Origin of the sequence: Natronomonas salsuginis (assembly GCF_005239135.1) — an archaeon.
Taxonomy (GTDB): Archaea; Halobacteriota; Halobacteria; order Halobacteriales; family Haloarculaceae; genus Natronomonas; species Natronomonas salsuginis.
Window position 1 is genome coordinate 13,521 of the sequence record NZ_QKNX01000008.1, and the last position, 23,819, is coordinate 37,339.

Below are 23,819 nucleotides of genomic sequence, written 5' to 3' on the forward strand. Positions count from 1 at the left end.
TAATGGAGGATATCGCCTGGGACGACGACGACCCGTTCGAGAAACAGCGGGCGAACACCGACGACCCGATGCGCCGACTGTTCGGCGTTTACGGTCGGCCGAATCTGCTCCCGATGAGCATCGGGATCGTCGCGAGCGTCCTCGCCCGACTCTTGGACCTCTTACCGCCGATCATGCTCGGGCTGGCGATCGACGCCGTCTTCCGCGACGAGCAGTCGTTCTCGCTGTGGCTCGTCCCCGACGCGTGGATCCCGGCCGATCCGGCGATGCAGTTTTGGCTCGTCATCGGGATCATTGCGGGGGCGTTCGCCTTCGGCGCGATCTTTCACTGGGTCCGAAACTGGGGGTTCAACGCCTTTGCCCAGCGGATCCAACACGACGTCCGGACCGACACCTACGACACGATGCAGCGGCTGAACATGGACTTCTTCGCGGACAAACAGACCGGCGAACTGATGTCCGTGCTCTCGAACGATGTGAACCGCCTCGAACGGTTCCTCAACGACGGGCTCAACTCGGTGTTTCGGCTCGGGGTGATGGTGCTCGGGATCGGCGGCGTCCTCCTCTACTACAACTGGCAACTCGCGATCATCGCTCTGCTGCCGGTCCCGCTCATCGCGCTCTTCACGTACCGCTTCATCGAGACGATCCAGCCGAAGTACGCCCGCGTTCGATCCGCCGTCGGCACCGTCAACTCCCGGCTCGAAAACAACCTCGGCGGCATCCAGGTGATCAAGTCCTCGAACACCGAACCGTACGAATCGGAGCGCGTCGACGACGTCTCCGGAGAGTACCTCGACGCGAACTGGGACGCGATCGAGACGCGGATCAAGTTCTTCCCCGCGCTGCGGCTGCTCGCGGGCATCGGCTTCGTCGTCACCTTCATCGTCGGCGGCCTGTGGGTGTTCACCGGCAGCGCCCCCGGCCCGCTCACCGGGGAGTTGACCGTCGGGACGTTCGTCGTCTTCATCCTCTTCACCCAGCGGTTCATCTGGCCGATGGCCCAGTTCGGCCAGATCATCAACATGTACCAGCGGGCGCACGCCTCCGCCGAGCGCATCTTCGGGCTGATGGACGAACCCGACCGCCTTCCCGTGGCACCCGACGCGACCCCTCTCGAAATCCGTGAGGGTACGGTCGAGTACGACGATGTGACGTTCGGCTACGACGAGGATACTGCGGAGCCGACAGTCCAAAACGTCGACTTCACCGTCGACGGCGGCGACACGCTCGCGCTCGTGGGGCCGACCGGGGCAGGCAAATCGACCGTGCTCAAGCTCCTCTTGCGCCTCTACGACGTCGACGAGGGCGCGATCCGGATCGACGGGCAAGATCTACGCGAGGTGACGCTTCCCTCGCTTCGGCGGCACATCGGCTACGTCGGACAGGACACCTTCCTGTTCTACGGCACCGTGCGCGAGAATATCACGTACGGCACCTTCGACGCCGACGAGTCGGCGATCGTCGAGGCCGCGAAGGCCGCCGAGGCCCACGAGTTCATTGCGAACCTCCCCGACGGCTACGGCACGATGGTCGGCGAGCGGGGCGTGAAGCTCTCCGGCGGCCAGCGCCAGCGCCTCTCGATCGCCCGCGCGGTGTTGAAAGACCCATCCATCCTCGTCCTCGATGAGGCGACCTCCGACGTGGACACCGAGACGGAGATGCTGATCCAACGATCGCTGGATCGGCTCACCGCCGATCGGACGACGTTCGCCATCGCCCACCGGCTCTCGACGATCAAGGACGCCGACACGATCGTCGTGTTAGAAGGCGGCCGGATCGTCGAGCGCGGCACCCACGAGGAACTGCTGGCGAACGGCGACCTCTACGCCCACCTCTGGGGCGTGCAAGCGGGCGAGATCGACGAACTGCCCGAGGAGTTCATCGAGCGCGCCGCGGAACGGCAGGCCCGGACCGAGGCCGACGACGACTGATTGAGGGCGTTCGCTGCCGCCCCACCGACCGGCGTTTTCAAGTCATCGCCGTCCCTGCGTGAGGTATGCTCCGGCTCGCGGTTGCGACGAACGCCGAGACCCTCGAACGGATCCGCGACCCCCTCGCGGAGCGCGGTATCGAGGCGATCCACCTCCCGACGACCGAACGCGCACAGCCGCTTTCGGAACCGCTCGTCGAGGAGCGCTTCGACGCGGGGTTCGTCTACCCCTCCCGACTGATGGAAGGCGGCGTCGCCGACGCGCTCCTCGACGTCCCGTGGGTCAACGGTCGGGAGGCGATCCTCCGCAGTCGGAACAAAGCGGGCGCGCTCGCCCGGCTCGGACGAGCCGGGATCCCGACGCCCGAGAGCGTTTACGTCTCGAACCCCGCCGCCGAATCCGAGCTTCGGGCCGCCTTCGAGCGGTTCGAGCCGCCCGTCGTCGTCAAGCCCAACTCGACGACCCGCGGCGTCGGCATCGCGAAGGCGCACGACCTCGACTCGTTTCTCGGCCTCTGCGACTACCTCTCCGTCATCCACGACTTCCGGGTCGCCGACGACCGCTCGTTTCTCGTGCAGGAGTACCTCCCCGAGGCTCGGGACTTCCGCGCGATGGTCATCGACGGCGAGTACGTCGGCGCGGTCGAACGCCGACTGCCGGACGACGACCGGGCCGCGGGTCGCTGGAAACACAACGTCCACCGGGGTGCGGTGGCGACGGGCGTCGAACTCGCCGACGAACACCGGCGACTCGCCGAGGCGACCGCTCGCGAACTCGATATCGATTGGCTCGGCGTCGACGTCCTCGTCGCCGGCGATCGGGCCGTCGTCAACGAGACGAACGCGCGCCCGACCGTCGACGCCGAGACGAAGTACGAAGCGGGGTTTTACGACCGACTCGCGGCGCTGATCCGTCGGACCGTGGATTTATAAACGATCGCGGCGGTGGATGGCGACTCGGGTTATATATCACCCGTGCCCGGCGCAATCGCCCACAATTGGCGGATAGGATCCACGGGCACTGCTTCCGTCGCGGTTGCGTGGCAGTAGAGGGGTATATAAACACCGTCGCTCCCCCGCTAATCCGCTTAAAAATGCGGCCGATGGCGACTATCAGTCGTCCGCGAGCGACGGGGCCGGCGAGGCGTCCATCTCCGCGTCCTCGGCGTAGGGGTACCATGTCATCTTCGTGTTCCCCATGTAGGGATCTTCGTAGGACGTTTCCTCGGTCTCGGCGAGCCCGTTGAGGTCGTCCTCGTCGTGGCGGGCGATGAACTCGCGGAAGGACTCGCCGTCGGCCCGCTCGTCCTCGTAGATCCGGAGCAGGTTCCGGATATACCCGGGCACCTCGTCGGCGGCGACGCGCATCTCCACCCAGTCGGCGAACTGTGGGTTCTTCCCAAGGCCGCCGCCCAGGCCGATGTCGAACGCCTCGACGGGTTCCCCGTCCTTTCGGGTCTTCATCCCGCGCAGAGAGATGTCGGCGATCTGGGGCTGCGCGCAGGAGGCCGTACAGCCCGACAGGTGGATGTGGAACTCCGAGACGCCGTCGGGGACGTCCACGTTGTCGGTTAGCCAGCGGGCGTATCGGACCATCCGGTTCTTCGTCTCGACGATCGACAGCGAGCAGTACTCCGTGCCGGTACAGGCGATCGACCCGCGGAGGAACGGGTGTGGCTCTGGCGAGTAGTACTGCAGCAACTCCTCGGCGAGGAAATCATCGAGGTCCTCCTCGTCGATGTCGGCGACGATGACGTTCTGCCGCTGGGTGAGGCCGACCAGTTCGGAGCCGTACGCCTCGGCGAGGTCCGCGAGTTCGATCACGTCCTCGGCCCCCATCCGCCCGACGAGCACCGAGAGGCCGACGAAGTAGTCGCCGTCCGTCTGTTCGTGGACGCCGACGTAATCGCCGACCTCGTCGGCTCTACCGGCGTTGTAGCTGTACTGATCGCGGAGGTCATCACCGGCCGACCGGAGCTCGAAGTCGACGTAGTCGTCCTGGAGGACGTGCCGGAGCTTCTCGGGCCCCCACTCGTCGACGAGGAACTTGATCCGGGCGTTGAAGCGGTTCTCGCGGTCGCCGTGGTCGCGGAACAGCGCGGAGATGCCGCCGGCCACCTCGGGGACCTCCTCTGGCGTGACGAACACGTCGATATCGCGGGCGAAGCGTGGTTCCTTGCGGGCGAGGCCGCCGCCGACGGTGACGTTGAATCCCTTCGTCGCCTCACCTTCGATCTCCTTCGTCGCGGGCTCGAAGCCGAGGTCGTTGATCTCCGCCTGCCCCGATCCACGGGTGTCACCGGTGACGGCCACCTTCCATTTTCGCGGGAGGTTCGAGTGGTCGTCGTTGCCCGTGAACGCCTCGTTGAGCGACTGAATGACCGGCCACGCGTTGACGTGCTCTTTTCTGTCCCGTCCGGCGACGGGCGAACCAACGATGTTCCGCCACGAGTCGCCACACGCCTGGATCGTCGAGAGCCCGTTGGCTTCTAGTGTGTCGAATATCTCGGGGATGTCCCCCAGCTGGATCCAGTGCAGTTGGATCGACTGTCGGGTCGTCCAATCGCAGTACGCGCCACCGAATTCGGGGTTCTCGACCGGCCCTCTGGCGTACTCGTCGGCGATCTCGCCGACGACGCGCAACTGATCGGGCGCCATTCGGCCGTTCGGGAGGCCGATTCGCATCATGAAGTAGCCCTCTTGGCCCTTCCGCTGGTGGTACAGCCCCCACCATTTGAACCGTTCGAACCACGCGTCGCGTTCGTCCTCCGGGATGGCGCTCCAGCCCTCCTCGGCGAACCGATAGAGGTGATCTTTGACCTCCATCCCGTACGCTTCGTCCTTCCAGCCCTCGACCTTGCTCGGCATACCGCGATGCAGTGTCGCCGAACATATACGACCACCCGTGTCGTCAATCCTCCCCGCGACTCCCCCGTAGCGGACAGTCTCTCCGGTTACCCGGTCGACGACGCGAGCCGCTGCCTGCGCCTCGGGACGTGGACGCTCGCCGGGTCGACGCCGAAGAATCGTCCCGATTCGGGATCGACGACGCGGCCGAGCGTCAGCCAGTCCGTGACGCCGCTCTCGCCGCACTCGATGCACCGCCCGGCGATCCGCCCCTCGATCGCCGGGTGATCGACGCCGATCTCGACGAACCTCTCGGCCAGGAAGTCGGCCATTTCGCACGAACAGACGTCGTGGCGTGCGAGCCACCACAGGTCGCTCACGTTCACGACGCGCGAGTCGTTGACGCTCAGCCACGCCCCGTCGTCGAGTTGGTGTACCGAGGTCGCCATACACCCGAAACGTCCGCGCCCGGAGTAAGCCCGTCGACACCCCACGGCGGTTGCCGGGCGTCACGAACTGCGGTGACGGACGATTTCGACTTAATCGACGTACTCCGGCCGAATGTGTCGAGCCGGCTCGTCGTCGAAAGGGGACGTTGCTTCCGGTATTCGGGATCTCGGGCAGCGTTTAGGGGTGCAGCGTCGCTTAATACTCGACAGGACCTACGACGGGCCAATGAGAGACAGACAGCGGAAGACAAAGCGGCAGCACACATCTGCTGACGTCGCTCCCGAACTGTACGAGGAGGATCGGCGATGACCGGACGCGTCGACGATGCGGACGAGGACCCGGAGCCGATCGACACGAGCCACCTCGACGACATCGTCGAGGGTGCGGGCTGTACGGAGATCTGGGAGCACCTCTCCGACGAGCGAGACGAGTGACCGTGTGTGTACGCTGCACGCCGCGGCGAGACGTTTTTCACCCCCGTTACCGTATCACCGCCTCATGAGTCAAAATCCCGGCGACGATCCCCCAACGGACCGCGAGTCGCCGGTCGGCGAGCCGGTCATCCGTCGCGATCCGGCGGTCGCGGGCGAGAAGGCGGTCCGCTTCGACCCGAGCGACCCCGAAAGCGTCGCCGAGGCCGCCGACACCGTCCGTCGGTTCGCCTCGAACACCGCCGGGAGCGAGGACAACGTCTACATGCTCCGCGGGGCGGCCGCTTGCGCAGCGCTGGTTCGCGGCACCGGTTCGTACAAGGCCGCCGTCGAGCGGGCCGGCGGCGAGGCGACGGTCTCGTTCATCCGAAAGTGGGCCCGAGTGCACGACCTCCCCCGGTCGATCCGTCGCCACGTCGCCCTGGGGGAGATCGCGCCGACGGCGGCGAAACACATCGCCCGTGTCTCGGGTGAGTCACGTTTTCTCCTCGCGTGGGCGACCCTCGATCACAACTTGACCGTCCGAGAGGTTCGCTCGATCGCCTCCGGGGTCAACGAGGGCCAAGGCGTCGCGGACGCGCTCGCGATCGAGGGAATCGATCTCGGGCGCCTCACCGTCTCGTTGCCGCCGGGAACCTATCGGGAACTCCGTCGGCACGCCGCGCTTGAGGAGACCGATCCCGGGCAGATCGTCGCCCAAGCGTTGATCGAGTATCTCTAATCGAAAGAGTTTATCGACGACCACGGTAAGGGAGTGGTGAGGGCCGATAGCTCAGTTCGGCAGAGCGTCTGGCTTTTAACCAGACGGTCGGGGGTTCGAATCCCTCTCGGCCCGTGCAGTGAATCCGTGAGCGTAGCGAACGCGAGGAGCGGCACAGATCGATGGTCGGACCTCACACACTCACCGCACCCCCGGCCGCTTTTCATCACGGTCTTTCCGCCGTGAGACGCGGCGACGAACAATGATTTAAGGCACCGCCGCACGCCAGACGTTCCATGGACTACGACCTCGCCATCGAGAACGCGCCCGAGACGATCCCGGGCGGCACCGGAATCCTTCTGATCCACCCGAGCACCGGCGAGACCGACCGCATCGACACGGACTTTCTGAAGACGGACACGGACCGGATCCTCGTCATCTCGACGCGGACGACCGCCCGCGAGGTTCAACAGAAACTCGAGTACTACGACGTGGACGAGACGAAAGCGGACATCTTGGACACGCTCTCGGTCGAGCGTGGGTACTCGCGACGATCCTCCGAGCACGTTCACTACGTCTCCGCACCCGACGACCTCGACGGGATCGTCGAGACGACCCGCCGATTTCTGGACGAACACGGGGGCAAACGGCGGATTAGCCTCGACTCAGTCACGGAGATGGCGTACTACGCCGATGAGGAGCGCGCCATCGAAACGGTCGAGAAACTGCTCGCGTTGCTCGAGGAGTACGACGCAGTCGGGCTGTTTCACCTCTCCGAGGAGGTTCACGACGCGGCCACTGTCGACGCGTTCAAGACGCTGTTCGACGGCGTCGTCACCCTCGACGCGGACGGCACCGTCGAGAGCGACTTTTAACGCCCCGCCGAAGCGTGGGCTTGCCAGCGTCGTCGGAACAGTAGGTTTATCAGTCGCAGGGGTGGATATTCACGTCATTACTAAATGACGCAGAAACACCGACAACCGGAGGTGAACATCGGGCTGGTTGGCCACGTCGACCACGGAAAGACGACGCTCGTCGAGTCGCTCTCCGGCGAGTGGACGGATCAACACTCCGAGGAGATGAAACGCGGCATCTCCATTCGCCTCGGCTACGCCGACGCGACGTTCCGGGAGTGTCCGGGGCTCGACGAGCCCGAGCGCTACACCGTCGACGAAACCTGTCCGGACGGCTCCGAGAGCGAGCACCTCCGGACGGTGTCGTTCGTCGACGCCCCCGGTCACGAGACGCTGATGGCGACGATGCTGTCGGGCGCGGCGATCATGGATGGTGCGGTGTTGGTCATCGCGGCGAACGAGCCGGTTCCGCGCGCCCAGACCGAAGAGCACCTCATGGCGCTCGATATCATCGGGATCGAGAACATCGTCATCGCCCAGAACAAGATCGACCTCGTGGATCGCGAACAGGCGGTGCGAAACTACGAGCAGATCGAGGAGTTCGTCGAGGGAACGGTCGCCGAGGACGCGCCGATCGTCCCGATCTCCGCCCAGCGCGACGTCAACGTCGATCTGTTGATCCAAACGGTCGAGGAGGAGATCCCGACACCCGAGCGCGACCCCGACACGGACGCGCGAATGCAGGTCGCCCGCTCGTTCGATATCAACCGACCGGGGACGACGTGGGAGGATCTCATCGGCGGAGTCATCGGCGGATCGCCCACCCGAGGCCGTCTCACGGTCGACGACGAGATCGAGATCAAGCCCGGCCGAGAGGTCGAGGAGGGTGGTCAGTCCGAGTACCAACCGGTCGAGACCACGATCCGATCGCTTCAGGCGGGCGGCGAGTTCGTCGACGAGGTGACGCCTGGCGGACTGCTCGGCGTCGGGACGGGACTCGATCCCTCGCTGACGAAGGGCGACGCGCTCGCCGGACAGGTCGCGGGCCCACCGGGATCGCTGCCCCCCACGCGGGAGGCGTTCACGATGGACGTCGACCTGCTCGATCGAGTCGTCGGCGAGAACGCCGAGGAGATCGAGCCGATCAACACCGGCGAACCGCTGATGCTCACCGTCGGGACGGCGACAACTGTCGGTGCGGTGACCAGCGCCCGCGACGACGAGTGCGAGGTCAATCTGAAACGCCCCGTCTGTGCGCCCGAGGGCGCGAAGATCGCCATTAACCGCCGCGTCGGCGCGCGCTGGCGGCTCATCGGCGTCGGGACGCTGCGGTGATGCGCGTGGTGCTCGACGCGAACGCGCTGATGGCCCCCGTCGAGGTCGGCGTCAGGACGTTCGAGGAACTCGATCGGCTCCTCGGGGAGTACGAAGCGCTCGTTCCCGAGGCGGTTATCGCCGAACTCGACCGGCTCGGGGAGGGGAACGGGAAGGAGGCCACGGCCGCGAGCGTCGGTGCCGATCTCGCTCGGCGGGAGTGTCGCCCCGTCGGCCACGACGCGAGCTACGCCGACGACGCCGTGCTCGAACTCGCCGAGCGTGTCGACTACGCGGTCACGAGCGATATGCCGCTCAGAGGGCGGCTGTTGGAAGCGAACGTTCCCGTAATCTGTTTACGGGGGCGAACCAAATTCGAGATCACTGAACCATAGTATGTACAAACGGGTCCGACTCAAAGATACGGTGGAGGTTCCGCCCAGGTTCCTCGCTGACGTCTCGCCCGAGCTGGTCAAGCGGCTGCTGCAGGACAAGCTCGAAGGACAGATGGATGGGGATGTCGGGAGCGTCGTCTCCGTGACGAAAGTCCACGACATCGGCGACGGCGCCGTGCTTCCGAACCGTCCCGGCGTCTACTACGAGGCCGAGTTCGACGCGGTCACCTTCGATCCGCAGATGCAGGAGGTCGTCGACGGCGAGGTCGTCGAGGTCGTCAACTTCGGCGCGTTCGTCGGGATCGGCCCGGTCGACGGGCTGCTCCACGTCTCTCAGATATCCGATGAGTATCTGGCGTACGACGGGGAGAACCAACAGCTCGCATCGCGGGATTCGAACCGCGTGTTGAGCGTCGGCGACGCCGTTCGCGCGCGAATCGTCACGAAGAGCATCGACGAGCGGAACCCCCGCGACTCGAAGATCGGGCTGACCGCGAAGCAGCCGGGGCTCGGCAAGCACGGCTGGCTCGAGGACGAACGGCAGCGCCGCGAGGCGCAGGCGGGTGATTAGATGGCGACTCGACTGGTGTGTCGCGACTGTCACCGCGTGCTCGACGTCGAGAGCGGCGAGCAGTGTCCGGCGTGCGGTTCGAACTCCCTCAGCGAGGACTGGGCCGGCTACGTCGTCATCGCCCACCCTGACCAGAGCGAGATCGCCGAGGCGATGGGGATCACAGAAGCAGGTCGATACGCGCTGAAGGTCCGCTGAGATGTCGACGATTCTGGCGAAGCTCCCGATCGAGATGCGCGAGGATCTCAAAGCGCCGCTCGGCCCGATCTACACCGACACCGACGAACTCCTCGCCGAGGCCGGCGACCCGATCGTCGCAGTCGGCGACATCGTCACGTACCACCTTCTGGAAGCCGACCGGCGCCCCGACATCGCCATCGTCGACGGAAAGACGAAGCGCGAGCGCGTCGAGCGCGAGGTGCTCGACGCCATCGACGGCTTCGACGACCGGATCGACGTCGTGAACCCCCAATCGACGATCACCGACGATCTCCTCGAGGCGCTCGCGAGCGCGGTCGGTCGGTCGGCGTCGACCGTCATCGTCGTCGACGGCGAGGAGGACCTCGCCGCGATTCCGGCCGTGCTCGCCGTCCCCGAGGGCGGCTCGATCGTCTACGGGCAACCCGACGAGGGGATGGTGCTCGTGTCGATCTCCGACGAGACCAGGGCGCGCTGTCGGGACCTCTTAGAGCGGATGGAGAGCGATTACGAGCGGATCGCCGAAATCCTCGCCCCGTAGCGCTTTTTACACATCGACCCGTCGGACGGGCATGGACCGAGCGTGGGTACGCGAGTACTGGCCCTTCCTCATCGGTGGCGCGATCATCGTCGTCGGGAACGTCTATCTGTACGGCGTGCAGGGTGGCGATTGGCAACCGGCCGGATTCCCGTTCGTGGTCGCCCTCCTCGTCGTGTTGCTCATCGAGGTCGGACGTGAGCTGTACGATCGTCGAATCGGTGCGTAGCGTCCGTCTGCGGCTTCGAAATCCTTTTACGCGTTTCGGCGAAACGTTCGGACAACGTAACCATGGAAGTCGAAATCATCGACGAAGACGAAAATCCGATGTTGCACCGGACCGACGTCCGGTTCCAGCTGACCCACGAGGAAGCGACGCCGTCGAGGCTTTCGGTTCGAGACTCGCTCGCCGCGAAGCTGAACAAGGACGCGAGCGAGGTCGTCGTTCGGATGCTCGACACGAAGTACGGGATGCGAAAGACCATCGGTCACGCGAAGGTCTACGACGACGCCGAACATGCCCAGGCCGTCGAGCAGGGCCACGCCCTCGAACGCAACAAGATCGCCGGGGCGGACGACGCCGACGACGACGTCGACGCCGATGCCGAGGTCGAAGCGGAGGAAGCCTGAGATGGCGCGCTACGAACTGTACAACGAGGACGGCACCACGGATCACGAGCACTGCCCGCGCTGCGGCGACACGTTTCTCGGCGAGTACGGCGACCGTAAACACTGCGGCAAGTGCAGCTACACCGAATTCAACTAGGCCGTGACCCGCGTGCTCGGTATCGAGGGGACCGCCTGGTGCGCTAGCGCGGCCGTCTTCGACGTCACGGGCGACGACGTTCGGATCTTCTCCGATGCCTACCAACCCGACAGCGGTGGAATCCACCCGCGCGAGGCAGCCGAACACATGCGGAGTGCAATCCCGGCGGTCGTCGCCGAGGCCGTCGAACTGGTCGAATCGAAACACGGCGCTCCGGGCGGGGCGATCGACGCGATTGCGTTCTCCCGCGGGCCAGGACTCGGACCGTGTCTGCGGATCGCCGCGACCGCCGCCCGCGCGCTCGCCGGATCGCTCGACCTCCCGCTCGTCGGCGTCAACCACATGGTCGCTCACCTCGAGATCGGTCGCCACCGATCGGGGTTCGACGCACCCGTCTGCCTGAACGCCTCGGGGGCGAACGCCCACGTGCTCGGCTATCACGACGGGCGGTACCGGGTGCTCGGCGAGACGATGGACACGGGGATCGGCAACGCGATCGATAAGTTCACCCGCCACGTCGGCTGGACGCATCCCGGCGGGCCGAAGGTCGAACGGCGAGCGAAAGACGGTGAGTACGTCGCGTTGCCCTACGTCGTCAAGGGGATGGACTTCTCGTTTTCCGGGATCACCTCCGCGGCGCAGGACGCCATCGACGACGGGACGCCGGTCGAAGACGTCTGCCGTGGCCTCCAGGAGACGACGTTCGCGATGCTCACTGAGGTGAGCGAGCGCGCGCTCTCTTTGACCGGCGCGGACGAACTCGTCCTCGGCGGCGGCGTCGGGCAAAACGGGCGGCTTCGCGAGATGCTCGAGACGATGTGCGCCGAGCGCGGGGCGTCGTTCTACGCGCCGGAACCGCGATTTCTCCGCGACAACGCCGGCATGATCGCGGTCCTCGGCGCGAAAATGTACGAGGCCGGCGACACGATCACGATCGATGAGTCGCGGGTTCGACCGGACTTCCGCCCCGACGAGGTACCCGTGACGTGGCGAGCGGACGACGGCAGTGATCGAGCCCCCACAGGCACGGAGCCGGCGCAAACGCGGGGCGCGGAGGCGATCGTCGACCTCGACCGCGACGGGGGATCGGCGTACAAACGTCGGCTCTCGAAGGCGTATCGACACCCCGAACTCGACGCCCGGCTTCGGCGACGGCGGACGCGTTCGGAGGCGCGGTTGACCAGCGAGGCCCGTCGCGTCGGCGTCCCGACGCCGGTCGTCTTCGACGTCGATCCCCGCGAGGGACTGCTCGAACTCCAGTTCGTCGGCGACGCCGACCTCCGGGACGCGATCTCCGAGACGCGCGTTCGGCGGGTCGGCGAGCACCTCGCGCGGTGTCACGGCGCGGGGTTCGTCCACGGCGATCCGACGCCGCGAAACGTTCGCGTCCGTCGGGGTGAGGCCGCCGACGACCTCGTCTATCTCATCGACTTCGGCCTCGGCTACCACAGCGATCACGTCGAGGACTACGCGATGGATCTGCACGTCTTCGAGGGCGCGGTCGCCGGCACGGCCGACGATCCCGCGGCGTGCATCGGCGCCTTCGAGGACGCCTACCGAGCTGTCGGCGACGAGCGGGTTCTTGGCCGGTTGCGGGAGATCGAAACCCGCGGTCGCTACCAGTGATCGAGCGCGAGGGCATGTCTATAAGTCCCGCCCTCTCGTAGGAGCGAGCATGACCGAGAAGCCACAATCCGGCGAACTGTTCGGGGTTCCGTATAACTTCGCTCGACCCTCTCTCGGGCGGATGCTATCGGCGTACTGGCAGCCAGGAAAGGGGATGCTCGTCGAGAAACCGTTTGGGATCGGTTACACGCTGAACCTGGCGAACTGGCGCTCGTGGATCGTGCTGGGCGTCGCGGCGGCGCTGTTCTACCAACAGCAGGGATCGACCGGCTCCGTCGACGAGGAGGTCGGCGAGGAACCGGTCGAAGTGATCGTCGACGACTGATCGCCACGGACACTCTCTGTTTCTTCACGATGTCGGATAGCCCTGGCGACGTGATCTCGATCGTCGCCCGACCGACGAGGATCGCACCTTTTAGGGTCTCGCCACCGAACTTCAGGCCATGTACGACGGCCTCAAGGGATTCAGGGATTTCTACCCCGGCGAGATGTCCGCCCGCCGGGCGGTCACGGACACCATCGAGGAACGCGTCCGGCGGTACGGCTTCCGGGAGATCGGGACGCCGGCGCTCGAGCGAACGCAGATGTACGTCGACAAATCCGGCGAGGAGATCGTCGACGAACTGTACGCCTTCGAGGACAAAGGGGGCCGATCGGTCGCGCTGACGCCGGAGCTGACGCCGACGGTCGCCCGGATGGTCGTCGCCAGGCAGGGCGCGCTCTCCCGGCCGATCAAGTGGTTCTCGACTCGCTCCTTCTGGCGCTACGAACAGGTCCAACAGGGGCGATTTCGGGAGTTCTACCAGACGAACGTCGACATCTTCGGATCGAGCCGGCCGGAGTCCGACGCCGAGATCCTCGCCGTCGCCGCCGACCTCATGACGGACCTCGGCCTCGAGGTCGACGAGTTCGAGTTCCGCGTCTCCCACCGCGACATCCTCGGCGGCCTGCTCGAATCGCTCGACAGCGAGGTCGAGACCGCGGACGCGATCCGCGCGGTCGACAAACGCGAGAAGATCGACCGCAAGGCGTACTACGACCTCCTCGTCGACGCGGGGCTCTCGCGCGGCGAGGCCGAGCGCTTCGACGACGTGCTTGGGACGGACGACCTCGACGACCTCGTCGCGTTCGCCGACACCGAGCGCGTTTCCGCCGCCGTCGAGAACCTGCGCGCGGTCCTCGAGGCCGCGGCGGACTTCGGCGTTCGCGAGTACTGCACCGTGTCGCTCGAGACCGCGCGCGGGCTGGATTACTACACCGGCGTCGTCTTCGAGTGTTTCGACACCGCCGGCGAGGTCTCTCGCTCCGTCTTCGGCGGCGGCCGCTACGACGACCTCATCGGGGGCTTCGGCGGGCAGCCGACCCCCGCCGTCGGCGTCGGCATCGGCCACGAGACGCTGTCGCTTCTGTGTCAGCGCGCCGGCGTCTGGCCCGACGAGACCGTCGAGACCGACTACTACGTGTTGACAGTCGGCGACACCCGTGACGTGGCCGCGAGGATCGCACGCGACCTCCGCGAACTCGGTCACGTCGTCGAGTCGGATCTGCACGGTCGGGGCTTTGGCGACCAGCTCTCGTATGCCGACGGCATCGGTGCCGAAACGGTCGTGATCGTCGGCGAACAGGACCTCGAAGACGACTGCGTGACGATCAAGGACATGCGCTCCGGCGAGCAGACGAAGGTGCCGCTGGCGGAGTTTCCGCCAGCGGAGGGGCGACCGACGTATGACGAGTACGCCGAGTAAGCACCGCTTATCGATCGCCGCTGCTCGTGCGAAGCGGTGGTAACGTCTGACGCACATTTATACGTTCGGGGGGACGAAACGGATGTATGTCTGGGAACCGAGTGGAGGAACTCGAGGCCAAAGTGCGGCAACTCGAGGCGACGATCGACGGGTTGACAGACGAACTCGTCGAAACGAAAGAGCGGTTGGGAGCCATCGAGGACGAGGCGGGTATCGAACTCGAGGTACTGGAGGGACGACTCACGCGATCCGGCCGGTCCGACGAGTCAGACGCCGAGGACCCGACCGACGGCGAGACATCGGCACACAAAAGTAGCGAGGACGGCGAGGGGGAGACGGAGGAGACGGCGGACACCCTCGGCGACGACATTATCGTCGCCTGATCGGGTCGACCACCACACCCCATGCACATCAAAGCGCTCGTCCTCGACAAGTTCAAGAGCTTCGGCCGCAAGACCCGAATCCCGCTGTACGAGGATTTCACTACCATTAGCGGGCCGAACGGCTCCGGCAAGTCGAACATCATCGACTCGGTGCTCTTCGCGCTCGGACTCGCCCGAACGTCGGGCATTCGGGCGGACAAGCTGACCGATCTGATCTACAACCCCGGTCACGACGACGACGCCGACGACTTCGGCGGCGAGCGCGAGGCGAGCGTCGAGGTGATCCTCGCCAACGACGACGGCACGCTGGCGCGCGAGCAGGTCGTCTCGGCGGCTGGCTCCGAAAAGATCGGCGATATCGAGGAAATCTCGATCCGGCGGCGCGTCAAACAGACCGACGAGGAGACCTACTACTCGTATTACTACCTCAACGGCCGCTCTGTGAACCTCTCTGACATCCGTGATCTGCTCGCTCAGGCCGGCGTCACGCCGGAGGGGTACAACGTCGTCATGCAGGGTGACGTGACCGAGATTATCACGATGACCTCGGGCTCCCGCCGGGCGATCATCGACGAGATCGCGGGCGTCGCCCAGTTCGACGACAAAAAGGGAGACGCCTTCGGCGAGCTCGAGACGGTCCAAGACCGCGTCGACGAGGCTGAACTCCGGATCGAGGAGAAGCGCGAGCGATTGGATCGGCTCGAGGACGAACGCGAGACGGCGCTGGAGTACAAAGAGCTCAAGTCGGAAAAGGAGGAGTACGAGGGATATCTCAAGGCGGCGGAACTCGAAGAGAAGCGCGGCGAACTCGAGGCGGTTCGCGAGGGGATCGACGACCGGGAGGCCGAACTGGACGACCTGCAACGCGAACTCGACGAACGACAGGGTCGCCTCACCAGACTCGAGGAGGACCTTGCCGATCTCAACGCGGAGATCGAGCGGAAGGGGGAGGACGAACAGCTCGAGATCAAACGCGAGATCGAGGAGATCAAAGGCGAGATCGCCCGGCTCGAAGACCGCATCGACGCCGAAAACGAGCGCATCCAGGAGGCCGAGGCCAAGCGCCGGCAGGCGTTCGTCCAGATCGACCGCAAGGGCGAGACCGTCGAGGAGCTCGAAGCCGACATCCGAAACCGGAAGGTGGAGAAGTCCTCGCTGAAGGCCGACGTACAGGAGAAAGAGGCCGAGCTCGCGGAGGTCGAATCCGAGATCGAGGCGGTCGACACGGAGTACGAATCCGTCCGCGACGCCCTCGAAGAGCGTCGCGAGGCGCTGCAGGAGCTGAAAGACGAGCGGAACGAACTCCAGCGCACGCAGGATCGACTGCTCGACGAGTCGCGCCGGCGGACGAACGAGGAGCGAGAGACGAAAGAGCAGATCGAGGCCGCGGAGGAGAAACTCCCTGAACTCGAGGCCGAACGCGCCGATCTTGAGAACGAACTCGAGAAGGCCGAAGCGAACCGGGGGACGATCACCGAGGTCGTCGAGGATCTCAAGGTCGAAAAGCGCGACCTGCAGGAGGAACTCGACGCCGTCGAGGACGAGATCTCGGCGAAACAACAGGAGTACGCCGAACTGGAGGCACGCGCCGGCGAGAGCGGCGACACTTCCTACGGGCGCGCGGTGACCACCGTGCTGAACGCCGAGATGGACGGCGTTCACGGCACGGTCGGCCAGCTGGGCGGCGTCGCCGCCGAGTACGCGACGGCGTGTGAGACGGCCGCAGGCGGCCGATTGGCGAACGTCGTCGTCGACGACGACGGCGTCGGTCAGCGCTGTATCGAGTACCTCAAATCGAGGAACGCGGGTCGGGCGACGTTCCTTCCGATGACGAAGATGCGGGGTCGATCGCTCCCGTCCGCGCCCGATCTGCCGGGTGTGGTCGACTTCGCGTACAACCTCATCGACTTCGACGGCAGCTACGCCGACGTGTTCTCCTACGTCGTCGGCGACACGCTCGTCGTCGAGGACATGGAGACGGCCCGCGACCTGATGGGCGAGTTCCGGCTCGTCACCCTTGACGGCGATCTCGTGGAGAAGTCCGGCGCGATGACCGGCGGCTCCAGTTCGGGATCGCGCTACTCGTTCACGAAAAGCGGCAAGGGACAGCTCCAGCGGGTCGCAGAGCGAATCACGGAGCTCGACGACCGAAAGCAGTCGCTCCGGGACGAACTGCGCGACGTCGAATCGCGGCTCGACGACGCGCGGGATCGCCAGACGGACGCCGCCGAGCAGGTCCGAGACATCGAGGCCGATATCGAATCGATCGACGAGAAGCGTGAATCGATCGAGGACCGGATCGACTCGCTCGAGACCGAACTCGAAGAGATTGAAGGAGAGCGGGGGTCCGTCGCCGACCGAATGGACTCCATCGAGGCCGACATCGGCGCGATCGACGAGCAGGTCGCGTCGGTCGAGTCCGAGATCGAGGAGCTCGAGGCAGAGATCGCCGACTCCGATATCCCGGAACTGACGGAGCGCGCCGAGGAGATCCGCGAGGAGATCGGCGAGCTCGAGGATCGGATCGCCGAGATCGACGGCGACCTCAACGAGTTGGAACTCGAGAAGCGCTACGCCGAGGAAGCCATCGAGGAGCTCCACGACGACATCGAGGCGGCTCAGAACAAGAAGGCGGAGGCCGAAGAGCGCATCATCGACCTCGAAGACGACATCGAGGCCGAACGGGAGACGCTCGAGGAGAAGGAGGCCGCCGTCGCCGACCTCGAAGAGGAGTTGACCGATCTCAAAGCCGACCGCGAGGAGCTGAAAAACGAACTCGCCGACGCGAAGGCGGCACGCGACGAGCAGAAGGAGGCTGTCTCCCGCGTCGCGTCGAAACTCGACGAGCTCCGGGACGCCGAATCGCGACTGGAGTGGGAGGTCGACGAACTCGACTCGCAGGTCGAGGGGTACGATCCCGAGGAGATCCCCGACCACGAGACGGTCACATCGGAGATCACGCGACTGGACGCCGAGATGACCGCGCTCGAACCGGTCAACATGCTCGCGATCGACGAGTACGACGAGGTCGAGGGCGAACTCGACGATCTGGAGTCGAAACGCGAGACGCTGATCGAGGAGGCCGACGAGATCAGGGACCGGATCGACCAGTACGAGTCCCGCAAGCGCGAGACGTTCATGGATGCCTACGAGGGTATCAACGAGGAGTTCGAGGACATCTTCGCGCGGCTGTCGAGCGGAAGCGGCGAACTCGTCCTCGAGGATCCCGACGACCCCTTCGAGGGCGGGCTGACGATGAAGGCCCAGCCGGGCGACAAGCCCGTCCAGCGTCTCGACGCGATGTCCGGCGGTGAGAAGTCGTTGACGGCGCTGGCGTTCATTTTCGCCATCCAGCGGTACAACCCGGCCCCGTTCTACGCGCTCGACGAGGTCGACGCCTTCCTCGACGCCGCGAACGCGGAGATGGTCGGCGAGATGGTCGAGGAGCTGGCTGGCGACGCGCAGTTCGTGGTCGTCTCCCACCGAGCGGCGCTGTTGGAGCGTTCCGAGCGCGCCATCGGCGTGACGATGCAAGAGGACAACGTGTCGGCCGTGACGGGGATCGACCTGTCGAGTATGGGGGTGGCTGCTGGTGACTAGCGAGGATGAGCGAAGCGAATCCTCGAAGATGCGAGCGGGAGGAGCGGAGCGGCGACTCGCGAGCAGCGAGGATGAGCGAAGCGAATCCTCGAAGATGCGAGCGGGAGGAGCGGAGCGGCGACACGCGAGCAGCGAGAACGACCGTTCCGAACTCCGAACTGACGGCGGAGCGGCTGACGAGATCCCGCTGAACATCGCGGGCCACGACGCCGAGAAGAAGCGCCGCGAGGCGGACGCTGACGACGACGGCATCCTCTCCGAGTTCGACGTCTCCGATCCCCGCGAGAGCGCCGACGACGAGGTCGAACCCGTCGAGTTGCTCGTCCAGTTGGCCGACGACGGTGAGATCGATCCGTGGGACATAGACGTGGTGACGGTAACGGACAAGTTCCTCGATCGGCTCGACGGCTCGGATCTGCGGACTGGCGGACGGGCGCTGTTTTACGCCTCCGTGTTGTTGCGGATGAAAAGCGACGCGATGTGGGCCGACGACGAGCCCGAGGAGCCAGAGTTCGAGCCGGAGCCGTGGGAGCTCGCCCCCGGCGAGGAGCCCGAGGGGTTCGAGCCGGACCCGTTCGATCGGCTCGAACGGGAGATGGACCGGCGGATCGAGCGAAAGCGCGCGCGCGGAATGCCCGAGACGCTCGACGAACTGGTTCGGGACCTCCGCGAACACGAGCGTGACACGTGGTGGAAGTCCTCGCGGACGTACGACACCTCCGGCTCCCCGTCGGGCTACAGCCGCGGGACGCAGACGCTCGATTACCACACGGGCGACGACTTCCGGCTGGACGACGAGCCGACCGCCGAGGAGGTGACCGGCCAGACCCACGACGAGCACATGGAGGACATCATCAACGACGTCTACCGCGCGCTCCGGACGCACTACGACCGAGGTCGCGAGGAGGTGTTGTTCGCGGAGGTTCGAGAGGCGGGCGGCAGCGTCGTCAACACGTTCCTCGGGCTGCTGTTTTTAGCGCACCGGGGGCAAATTCGGCTCCAACAGGACGATCTCTTCGGGGATCTGTGGGTTCGCGATCCTGCCACGACTCCGGTCGAGGAACCCGCCTCGGCCGACGACTGAGGCGGACTGCGGTCGGCCGCGGTTCGTCCCCCGTAGGGGTGTCACAAATTTCTCCACGTCGAGCGCTTGGTTTTTCACCCGCGCTTTGGGAAGGTTCCACTAGATGTACATAATAACTAATACATATGGCAAAACGTACCATCGATGCACGAAAGTTCCGAGAACGGCTGGCGGAGACACGGGAGCGCGTCGACCCTGACGACGTGATCACGGCGCTGTCGTACGTCCACGAACACGCTTGACGGCGGTGAGCCGGGACGTTACTCGGCGAGCCGCCAGCCGTCCTCGCTCCGATCCGCGACCCCCCGGCGCTCCATCTCCGAGAGCACCTCATCGAGTCGGCCGGGCTGAGCGACCTCCATCTCGATGCGTTCGAGGTCGTGATACACCGACAGGTAGTGGCGAACGTCCTCGCTGGTGAACGCCTCGGCGTCGGCCTTCGCCATCACGCCGCCGATGAGATCGATCATGTCCTCGATGAAGTTCCACGGGTAGACGACCCACGTCCACGTCTCGAGGCGCTCGCCGACGAATTCGGGGTCGAACTCACTCGTCTGCAACAGCTGCAGCGTCGCGGTCCGGACCGAGGCTGCGTTCCGTTCGATGACGTACTCGTGAGCGCGCCGGATCGAGCCGCCGGTGTCGGCGATATCGTCGATGATGAGGACGTCTTTGTCCTCGACGCTGCCCTCCGGCATCGGATACCTCACCTGTGGTTCGTCGGCCTTCACACCGGTTCCGATGTAGTGTTCCATCTTCAGGCTCGTCAGGTCGTCGAGCCCGAGAAAGTCACAAATACACCGTCCCGCGAACCAGCCGCCGCGTGCCAGCGCGACGACCACGTCGGGGTCGAACTCGGCAGCCTTGATCGCGTCGGCCACCTCGCGACAGAGGCCGTAAATGTACTCCCAGTTGGTGACGGTGCAGTTGAACTCCTCCGGGAGGTCGCTCATACCACCTCTGGTCGGTGTCGGACCTAATAGCTGCCGACCTCACAGACATCGTCGTCGTCGTCGTCGCATCGGCGGGTGGCTTTTTACGCGCCCGACCGAACGCCCGCCATGGATACTCGACGCACACTGCTCGTCGACGCGTTCGCGACCGAGCCGCTCTCGGGCAACCCGGCCGGCCTCGTCCCCGACGCCGACGGGCTTTCGACGGAGGCGATGGCCGCGATCGCTCGCGAGCTGCACGCCTCGGAGACGGCGTTCCTCCTCGCGAGCGACGCGGCTGATCGTCGAATTCGCTACTTCACGCCCGCGGGCGAGATCGACCGCTGCTGGCACGCCACGGTCGCCACGGTCGCATGGTTGGCCGAAGCGGGACGGATCGAGGACGGCACACACACCTTCGAGACGAACGTCGGCACGCTCGAAACCGAACTCGACGACGAAACGGTCTGGATGGACGGCGAGGTCGTGGCGGTGACTCGCTCCGATCTCGGCTACGATCGAGTCGCGTCGGCGCTCGGGGCGGACCCGGCGACGCTCGAGGATATCGGTGCCGACCTTCCGCTGGCGATCGCCTCGACGGGGCTCAGGTATCTCGTCGTTCCGATGAACTTCCTGCAGGCGCTTTCGGGACTGGAGCCGGACCTGCAGGCGATCGAAGCACTGAGCGTGGAGCTCGACGTGACCGGCGTCTACGCGTTCACGTTCGACACGCTCGATGGCGACTCGACGCTGCACGGCCGGATGTTCGCGCCTCGCGCCGGGATCGAGGAAGACCCCGTGACGGGGACTGCCTCAGGCGCAGTCGCGGCTTATCTCCGGGAGTTCGGCGCCTTCGACGGCGAGTTCCCGGACGAGATGACGTTCGAGCAGGGTCACTTCGTCGACAGGCCGGGACGGGTACGGGTTCGCGGCGAGACCGACCCGATCGCCGTCGGCGGCCGCGCGGTGACGGCGCTCGACGGCACGATCGCCGTCCCCGCGTTCGAGGCCGACGAGATCATCGAAGCGTGACGACGCGATGTTCGAGTCGCTTCGCGACGCCCTCCTGCGTTTGTGGCCGCTCCTCGGTCGTGGACACGTCGAACGACGAACGAATGGTCTAAGTTGGGGGCCTCTAAACCGTCCAACGATGACAGCAGACGGGACAGACAGTCTCGATACGCCCGTACTCTGGTTGGACGAAATCAGGTCCGATGACATCGGATCGGTCGGCGGCAAGGGGGCATCTCTCGGTGAGATGACCGCCGCGGGACTGCCCGTCCCGCCGGGGTTCGTCGTGACCGCGGGGACATATCGCGCGTTCATCGAGGAGACCGGTATCGACGAGGAACTGTTCGACGCGGTCGAGATCGATTCGGACGACTCCGAGGCGCTCTCGGGAGCCGAAGCAAAGGCGGAGGAACTCATCCTCGAAACGGAGATCCCAGGGTCCGTCCGCGAGGACATCCTCGCGGCCTACGACGACCTCGACGACGGCGAGGCGTTCGTCGCGGTCCGGTCCTCGGCGACCGCGGAAGACCTTCCCTCCGCCTCCTTCGCGGGCCAACAGGAGACGTTCCTCAACATCACGCGCGATGATCTCATCGAGCGCATCAAACAGTGCTGGGCGTCGCTGTTCACCCAGCGCGCGATCTACTACCGGAACGAACAGGGTTTCGATCACGATATCGTCGACATCGCCGTCGTCGTCCAGCGGATGGTGGAGGCCGACAAGTCGGGCGTCATGTTCACTTCCCATCCCTCGACCGGGAAGCCGAAGATCATCATCGAGGCCGCGTGGGGTCTCGGTGAGGCGGTCGTCTCTGGCGCGGTGTCGCCGGATAACTACGTTATCGACCGCGAGACGGGCGAGACCGTCGAAGCGACGGTCGCGGATAAGAAGCTCATGATGCTCAAAGACGAGGAGACGGGCGAGACCGTCGAGCGCGCGGTCCCCGACGACAAGCGGAACGCCCGCGTCCTCGCCGACGAAGAGCTCGCCAAACTCGTCGAGCTGGGCGAACGCGCGGAGACTCACTATGACGAACCGCAGGACGTCGAGTGGGCCATCGTCGGCGACGAGGTGTTCATGCTTCAGTCCCGTCCGATCACGACGATTTCGGAGGAATCGGCGGCCGAGGCGGCCGCCAACGGCGAAGGCGGCGGCGACCTAATCTTGAACGGACTCGGCGCCTCGCCGGGGATCGCATCGGGTCCGGTTCGAATCGTCAGAAAGCTCGATCAGCTCGACAAGGTCGGCGAGGGCGACATCATCGTCACCGAGATGACCACCCCAGACATGGTGCCGGCGATGAAGCGCGCCAGCGGCATCATCACCGATGAAGGCGGCATGACGAGCCACGCCGCAATCGTCGCCCGCGAGCTCGGTGCGCCCGCGGTCGTCGGTGCCGGCAGCGCGACCGAACAGCTCGAGGACGGGCGGATCGTCACCATCGACGGAGACAAGGGGAGCGTCACCGAGGGTGCCGTCGAGCCGGACGAGCAGACCGATTCGGTCGACGACGTCCGACCCCAGAACCCGGTCAAGCCGATGACTGCGACCGAGGTGAAGGTGAACGTCTCCATTCCAGAGGCCGCCGAACGCGCCGCCGCGACCGGCGCGGACGGCGTCGGCTTGCTCCGCATGGAACATATGATCCTCTCGACGAACAAGACGCCCGAGCGGTACATCGAAGATCACGGCGAGGACGCGTACGTCGAGGAGATCGTCGACGGCGTCCGTGGCGTCGCCGACGAGTTTTACCCCCGGCCGGTTCGCGTGCGGACGCTCGACGCCCCCACCGACGAGTTCCGCCAGATGGAGGGCGGTGAGAACGAACCCCACGAACACAACCCGATGCTCGGCTATCGCGGGATCCGACGCAGCCTCGACCGACTCGAACTGTTCGGTTACGAACTCGAGGCGTTTCGCCGCCTCTTCGAGATGGGTTACGACAACGTCGAGATCATGTTTCCCTTGGTCAACGACGCGGAGGATGTCATCCGGGCGCGGGACCTGATGGAGTCCGCGGGCATCGATCCCGACCGACGGAACTGGGGTGTCATGATCGAGACGCCCGCGGCGGCGTTGGGCGTCGAGGCGATGGCGGAGGCCGGTATCGACTTCGCCTCCTTCGGGACCAACGACCTCACCCAGTACACCCTCGCCGTCGACCGGAACAACGAACACGTGGCGGATCGGTTCGACGAACTGCACCCCGCGGTGCTTCGACTTATCGGCGACACGATTCAGACCTGTCGCGAGCACGACGTCGCGACGAGCATCTGCGGACAGGCCGGCTCGAAACCAGACATGGTTCGGTTCCTCGTCACGGAGGGCGTCTCCTCGATCTCCGCGAACATCGACGCTGTTCGCGACGTCCAACACGAAGTCAAACGGAAAGAGCAGAAGTTGCTGCTCGATTCGGTCCGGTAAACGGCCGGAAACACAA

The 23,819-nt window shown here is 65.5% G+C and carries 24 protein-coding genes and 1 tRNA gene; 22 read left to right on the forward strand and 3 right to left on the reverse strand.

Translation table 11 applies throughout. The annotated features are described in order from the left end of the window. Positions 1-2: 2 nt before the first annotated feature. Together DM868_RS14045 and DM868_RS14050 are read left to right on the forward strand one after the other, a co-directional pair. Entirely contained in the window at positions 3-1,934 is a 1,932-nt protein-coding gene (locus DM868_RS14045) for an ABC transporter ATP-binding protein (RefSeq protein ID WP_137277469.1), read from the forward strand. Between the two features lie 65 nt (positions 1,935-1,999). Then, a complete protein-coding gene (locus DM868_RS14050) occupies positions 2,000-2,866 on the forward strand; it encodes an ATP-grasp domain-containing protein (RefSeq protein ID WP_137277470.1) in 867 nt (288 codons plus the stop codon). 180 nt (positions 2,867-3,046) lie between these two features. On the opposite strand, the gene DM868_RS14055 is transcribed toward DM868_RS14050, so the two are convergent. Beyond that, on the reverse strand, positions 3,047-4,801 hold the full coding sequence (locus tag DM868_RS14055; RefSeq protein WP_137277471.1) for a nitrite/sulfite reductase: 1,755 nt from the start codon (positions 4,799-4,801) through the stop codon (positions 3,047-3,049). A gap of 86 nt (positions 4,802-4,887) precedes the next feature. Then, positions 4,888-5,229 (reverse strand): hypothetical protein, encoded by a 342-nt coding sequence (locus tag DM868_RS14060; protein WP_137277472.1) that lies wholly within the window; start codon positions 5,227-5,229, stop codon positions 4,888-4,890. A gap of 306 nt (positions 5,230-5,535) precedes the next feature. Between DM868_RS14060 and DM868_RS15690 the strand changes: the two genes are divergently transcribed. The 18 genes from DM868_RS15690 to DM868_RS14145 all read left to right on the forward strand — a co-directional run bounded on the left by DM868_RS15690 (position 5,536) and on the right by DM868_RS14145 (position 19,435). Beyond that, positions 5,536-5,664, forward strand: a complete 129-nt coding sequence (locus tag DM868_RS15690; protein WP_281280728.1) for a hypothetical protein — start codon at positions 5,536-5,538, stop codon at positions 5,662-5,664. Positions 5,665-5,728: 64 nt separating this feature from the next. Next, positions 5,729-6,382 carry a DUF7119 family protein gene (locus DM868_RS14065; RefSeq protein ID WP_137277473.1) on the forward strand — a complete coding sequence of 218 codons (654 nt, stop codon included), beginning with the start codon at positions 5,729-5,731 and terminating at the stop codon, positions 6,380-6,382. Positions 6,383-6,422: 40 nt separating this feature from the next. Further along, positions 6,423-6,496, forward strand: a tRNA-Lys gene (locus DM868_RS14070). A 161-nt stretch (positions 6,497-6,657) separates the two neighbouring features. Continuing rightward, positions 6,658-7,236 carry a DUF7090 family protein gene (locus DM868_RS14075; RefSeq protein WP_137277474.1) on the forward strand — a complete coding sequence of 193 codons (579 nt, stop codon included), beginning with the start codon at positions 6,658-6,660 and terminating at the stop codon, positions 7,234-7,236. Between the two features lie 84 nt (positions 7,237-7,320). Continuing rightward, complete coding sequence (locus DM868_RS14080; protein WP_137277475.1) at positions 7,321-8,550, forward strand: translation initiation factor IF-2 subunit gamma; 1,230 nt, start codon at positions 7,321-7,323, stop codon at positions 8,548-8,550. Next, complete coding sequence (locus DM868_RS14085; protein WP_137277476.1) at positions 8,550-8,924, forward strand: DUF188 domain-containing protein; 375 nt, start codon at positions 8,550-8,552, stop codon at positions 8,922-8,924. Before DM868_RS14080 ends, DM868_RS14085 begins: the two co-directional genes overlap by 1 nt. A 1-nt stretch (position 8,925) precedes the next feature. Beyond that, positions 8,926-9,495: a DNA-directed RNA polymerase gene (locus tag DM868_RS14090; RefSeq protein ID WP_137277477.1), complete on the forward strand. Its 570-nt coding sequence runs from the start codon at positions 8,926-8,928 to the stop codon at positions 9,493-9,495. Continuing rightward, positions 9,496-9,693 (forward strand): transcription elongation factor subunit Spt4, encoded by a 198-nt coding sequence (gene spt4 / locus DM868_RS14095; RefSeq protein WP_137277478.1) that lies wholly within the window; start codon positions 9,496-9,498, stop codon positions 9,691-9,693. It abuts the gene before it with no gap. A gap of 1 nt (position 9,694) precedes the next feature. Beyond that, complete coding sequence (locus DM868_RS14100; RefSeq protein ID WP_137277479.1) at positions 9,695-10,234, forward strand: GTP-dependent dephospho-CoA kinase family protein; 540 nt, start codon at positions 9,695-9,697, stop codon at positions 10,232-10,234. A 31-nt stretch (positions 10,235-10,265) separates the two neighbouring features. After that, a complete protein-coding gene (locus DM868_RS14105; protein WP_137277480.1) occupies positions 10,266-10,460 on the forward strand; it encodes a hypothetical protein in 195 nt (64 codons plus the stop codon). 62 nt (positions 10,461-10,522) lie between these two features. Further along, entirely contained in the window at positions 10,523-10,861 is a 339-nt protein-coding gene (locus DM868_RS14110; protein WP_137277481.1) for a 30S ribosomal protein S24e, read from the forward strand. A gap of 1 nt (position 10,862) precedes the next feature. Next, a complete protein-coding gene (locus DM868_RS14115) occupies positions 10,863-10,997 on the forward strand; it encodes a 30S ribosomal protein S27ae (protein WP_246049143.1) in 135 nt (44 codons plus the stop codon). Positions 10,998-11,000: 3 nt separating this feature from the next. Then, entirely contained in the window at positions 11,001-12,623 is a 1,623-nt protein-coding gene (locus tag DM868_RS14120) for a bifunctional N(6)-L-threonylcarbamoyladenine synthase/serine/threonine protein kinase (RefSeq protein WP_137277483.1), read from the forward strand. Between the two features lie 49 nt (positions 12,624-12,672). Further along, positions 12,673-12,948: a DUF5808 domain-containing protein gene (locus DM868_RS14125; RefSeq protein WP_137277484.1), complete on the forward strand. Its 276-nt coding sequence runs from the start codon at positions 12,673-12,675 to the stop codon at positions 12,946-12,948. Between the two features lie 118 nt (positions 12,949-13,066). Continuing rightward, positions 13,067-14,368, forward strand: coding sequence for a histidine--tRNA ligase (gene hisS, locus DM868_RS14130; RefSeq protein WP_137277485.1), 1,302 nt, complete (start codon positions 13,067-13,069; stop codon positions 14,366-14,368). Between the two features lie 86 nt (positions 14,369-14,454). After that, positions 14,455-14,751 carry a DUF7518 family protein gene (locus DM868_RS14135; RefSeq protein WP_137277486.1) on the forward strand — a complete coding sequence of 99 codons (297 nt, stop codon included), beginning with the start codon at positions 14,455-14,457 and terminating at the stop codon, positions 14,749-14,751. Between the two features lie 21 nt (positions 14,752-14,772). Continuing rightward, complete coding sequence (gene smc, locus DM868_RS14140) at positions 14,773-18,351, forward strand: chromosome segregation protein SMC (protein ID WP_137277487.1); 3,579 nt, start codon at positions 14,773-14,775, stop codon at positions 18,349-18,351. After that, entirely contained in the window at positions 18,344-19,435 is a 1,092-nt protein-coding gene (locus DM868_RS14145) for a segregation and condensation protein A (protein ID WP_246049145.1), read from the forward strand. The genes smc and DM868_RS14145 overlap by 8 nt, the downstream gene beginning before the upstream one ends. Positions 19,436-19,695: 260 nt before the next feature. Here DM868_RS14145 and DM868_RS14150 read toward each other — a convergent pair whose 3' ends face one another. After that, on the reverse strand, positions 19,696-20,388 hold the full coding sequence (locus tag DM868_RS14150; RefSeq protein ID WP_137277488.1) for a phosphoribosyltransferase: 693 nt from the start codon (positions 20,386-20,388) through the stop codon (positions 19,696-19,698). 108 nt (positions 20,389-20,496) lie between these two features. Between DM868_RS14150 and DM868_RS14155 the strand changes: the two genes are divergently transcribed. Both DM868_RS14155 and ppsA read left to right on the forward strand, forming a co-directional pair. Beyond that, complete coding sequence (locus tag DM868_RS14155; protein WP_137277489.1) at positions 20,497-21,399, forward strand: PhzF family phenazine biosynthesis protein; 903 nt, start codon at positions 20,497-20,499, stop codon at positions 21,397-21,399. 118 nt (positions 21,400-21,517) lie between these two features. Next, positions 21,518-23,803 carry a phosphoenolpyruvate synthase gene (gene ppsA, locus DM868_RS14160; protein WP_137277490.1) on the forward strand — a complete coding sequence of 762 codons (2,286 nt, stop codon included), beginning with the start codon at positions 21,518-21,520 and terminating at the stop codon, positions 23,801-23,803. The last annotated feature ends 16 nt before the right edge of the window (positions 23,804-23,819 follow it).

Excerpts from the sequence above, each read along its gene's own strand:
- hisS (WP_137277485.1), top strand. The coding sequence starts at position 13,067 with ATGTACGACGGCCTCAAGGGATTCAGGGATTTCTACCCCGGCGAGATG.
- DM868_RS14085 (WP_137277476.1), top strand. The coding sequence starts at position 8,550 with ATGCGCGTGGTGCTCGACGCGAACGCGCTGATGGCCCCCGTCGAGGTC.
- DM868_RS14090 (WP_137277477.1), top strand. The coding sequence starts at position 8,926 with ATGTACAAACGGGTCCGACTCAAAGATACGGTGGAGGTTCCGCCCAGG.
- spt4 (WP_137277478.1), top strand. The coding sequence starts at position 9,496 with ATGGCGACTCGACTGGTGTGTCGCGACTGTCACCGCGTGCTCGACGTC.
- DM868_RS15690 (WP_281280728.1), top strand. The coding sequence starts at position 5,536 with ATGACCGGACGCGTCGACGATGCGGACGAGGACCCGGAGCCGATCGAC.
- DM868_RS14125 (WP_137277484.1), top strand. The coding sequence starts at position 12,673 with ATGACCGAGAAGCCACAATCCGGCGAACTGTTCGGGGTTCCGTATAAC.
- DM868_RS14100 (WP_137277479.1), top strand. The coding sequence starts at position 9,695 with ATGTCGACGATTCTGGCGAAGCTCCCGATCGAGATGCGCGAGGATCTC.
- ppsA (WP_137277490.1), top strand. The coding sequence starts at position 21,518 with ATGACAGCAGACGGGACAGACAGTCTCGATACGCCCGTACTCTGGTTG.
- DM868_RS14110 (WP_137277481.1), top strand. The coding sequence starts at position 10,523 with ATGGAAGTCGAAATCATCGACGAAGACGAAAATCCGATGTTGCACCGG.
- smc (WP_137277487.1), top strand. The coding sequence starts at position 14,773 with ATGCACATCAAAGCGCTCGTCCTCGACAAGTTCAAGAGCTTCGGCCGC.
- DM868_RS14155 (WP_137277489.1), top strand. The coding sequence starts at position 20,497 with ATGGATACTCGACGCACACTGCTCGTCGACGCGTTCGCGACCGAGCCG.
- DM868_RS14115 (WP_246049143.1), top strand. The coding sequence starts at position 10,863 with ATGGCGCGCTACGAACTGTACAACGAGGACGGCACCACGGATCACGAG.
- DM868_RS14050 (WP_137277470.1), top strand. The coding sequence starts at position 2,000 with ATGCTCCGGCTCGCGGTTGCGACGAACGCCGAGACCCTCGAACGGATC.
- DM868_RS14045 (WP_137277469.1), top strand. The coding sequence starts at position 3 with ATGGAGGATATCGCCTGGGACGACGACGACCCGTTCGAGAAACAGCGG.
- DM868_RS14105 (WP_137277480.1), top strand. The coding sequence starts at position 10,266 with ATGGACCGAGCGTGGGTACGCGAGTACTGGCCCTTCCTCATCGGTGGC.
- DM868_RS14135 (WP_137277486.1), top strand. The coding sequence starts at position 14,455 with ATGTCTGGGAACCGAGTGGAGGAACTCGAGGCCAAAGTGCGGCAACTC.
- DM868_RS14060 (WP_137277472.1), bottom strand. The coding sequence starts at position 5,229 with ATGGCGACCTCGGTACACCAACTCGACGACGGGGCGTGGCTGAGCGTC.
- DM868_RS14150 (WP_137277488.1), bottom strand. The coding sequence starts at position 20,388 with ATGAGCGACCTCCCGGAGGAGTTCAACTGCACCGTCACCAACTGGGAG.
- DM868_RS14055 (WP_137277471.1), bottom strand. The coding sequence starts at position 4,801 with ATGCCGAGCAAGGTCGAGGGCTGGAAGGACGAAGCGTACGGGATGGAG.
- DM868_RS14080 (WP_137277475.1), top strand. The coding sequence starts at position 7,321 with ATGACGCAGAAACACCGACAACCGGAGGTGAACATCGGGCTGGTTGGC.
- DM868_RS14075 (WP_137277474.1), top strand. The coding sequence starts at position 6,658 with ATGGACTACGACCTCGCCATCGAGAACGCGCCCGAGACGATCCCGGGC.
- DM868_RS14065 (WP_137277473.1), top strand. The coding sequence starts at position 5,729 with ATGAGTCAAAATCCCGGCGACGATCCCCCAACGGACCGCGAGTCGCCG.